Below are 1184 nucleotides of genomic sequence, written 5' to 3'. Positions count from 1 at the left end.
TCTCATTGAGATAATCAGTTTCCCTCTTCCGACGGGATACCAGCAGAGGATCCGTTACCTCCAGGGGTGTCAGTGACTGGTTTACCACCCAGCCCGCCGGTTTGATGCCGGCCCTGGCCAGATCTTCTGAAGGTCAGCGGCCTCATGCACCGGTGTCGCTTCCGGCAACGTACAGATCAGCAGCCTGGCAAACTCAGCGTCCCGCAATCGTGGCAGCAGCCCGGTCACCTCTTCTGAATGGGCATCACCCCGCTTCAATACTTCCCGGTGGTAGCTTTGGGCAGCATCCAGCAGCAAGATTGTATGCCCGGTGGGCGCGGTATCAATCACGGTAATGCGGTTATCGGCCTTAAATACGGTACGGGCAAAGGCCTGAAAGACCGCAATCTCCTCAATACATGGGGATCTCAGGTCCTCTTCCAGCAATGCACGGCCATCATCTCAAGATGAGCAGCGTCGGCCAACACCTCAGTACGGTAACGTTCAATCTCTTCAACAGGGTTGATACGCTCAACCACCAGATTATCCGTCACCTGTCCCACAGCATCGTGCACATGAGCTGCCGGGTCCGTTGTCGTGAGCGTGACCGGCAAGCCCTGTTCAGCCAGCCTTCGGGCGATCATAACGGCGATGGAGGTTTTGCCAACACCGCCTTTACCCAGGGTCATCACAATGCCACGGCCACTGGCTGCCAGCCCATCAATAAACTGGTTCAGATCGGCAGAAAAAACAGACAGCTTCTGGTCGGCTTTGGACCACAAACGACAGAAGAGCAGCACATGGCAGGATCAAATACAGTAATAGACGACATCGTTTTATCCTTATCTCTTTGTATATTTTCAGGATGACTACCGAAACCTGTCGGTAGTCGAGTCAACGGGAAGGTAATTAACCTGCGTGAACAACCGGGAAACGATCGCGGGTACGGTTGGCGTAAGCCACCAGTGCCAGCATGATCGGTACTTCGACCAATACACCGACCACTGTCGCCAGTGCAGCGCCGGAGTTCAGACCAAACAGACTGATCGCAACGGCCACTGCCAGCTCAAAGAAGTTAGAGGCACCAATCATCCCACCAGGTGCAGCAATACTGTGTGGTTCTTTCCACTTGTACATCCAGTAGTAAGCAATGGCGAAAATGAGTACTGTCTGAATAATCAATGGAATGGCGATCAGTACAATAT

General features: G+C 53.4%; 3 protein-coding genes. All 3 read right to left on the bottom strand.

Features of this window, described 5'->3' with window-relative positions; all coding sequences use genetic code 11:
• Positions 1-81: 81 nt before the first annotated feature.
• Positions 82-426 carry an ArsA-related P-loop ATPase gene (locus tag J7438_RS25680; RefSeq protein ID WP_209278878.1) on the bottom strand — a complete coding sequence of 115 codons (345 nt, stop codon included), beginning with the start codon at positions 424-426 and terminating at the stop codon, positions 82-84.
• Positions 408-761, bottom strand: coding sequence for an ArsA-related P-loop ATPase (locus tag J7438_RS25675; RefSeq protein ID WP_209278877.1), 354 nt, complete (start codon positions 759-761; stop codon positions 408-410). Before J7438_RS25675 ends, J7438_RS25680 begins: the two co-directional genes overlap by 19 nt.
• Positions 762-888: 127 nt before the next feature.
• Positions 889-1184, bottom strand: a 296-nt coding sequence (locus J7438_RS25665; protein WP_503003947.1) for an arsenic resistance protein, incomplete at its 5' end; no start/stop codon positions are given.

The organism is Thalassotalea sp. G20_0, assembly GCF_017744175.1.
Taxonomy (GTDB): Bacteria; Pseudomonadota; Gammaproteobacteria; order Pseudomonadales; family Endozoicomonadaceae; genus Endozoicomonas.
Note: the sequence above shows the minus strand (reverse complement) of the source record. Positions and strands in the feature narration are given on the sequence as shown.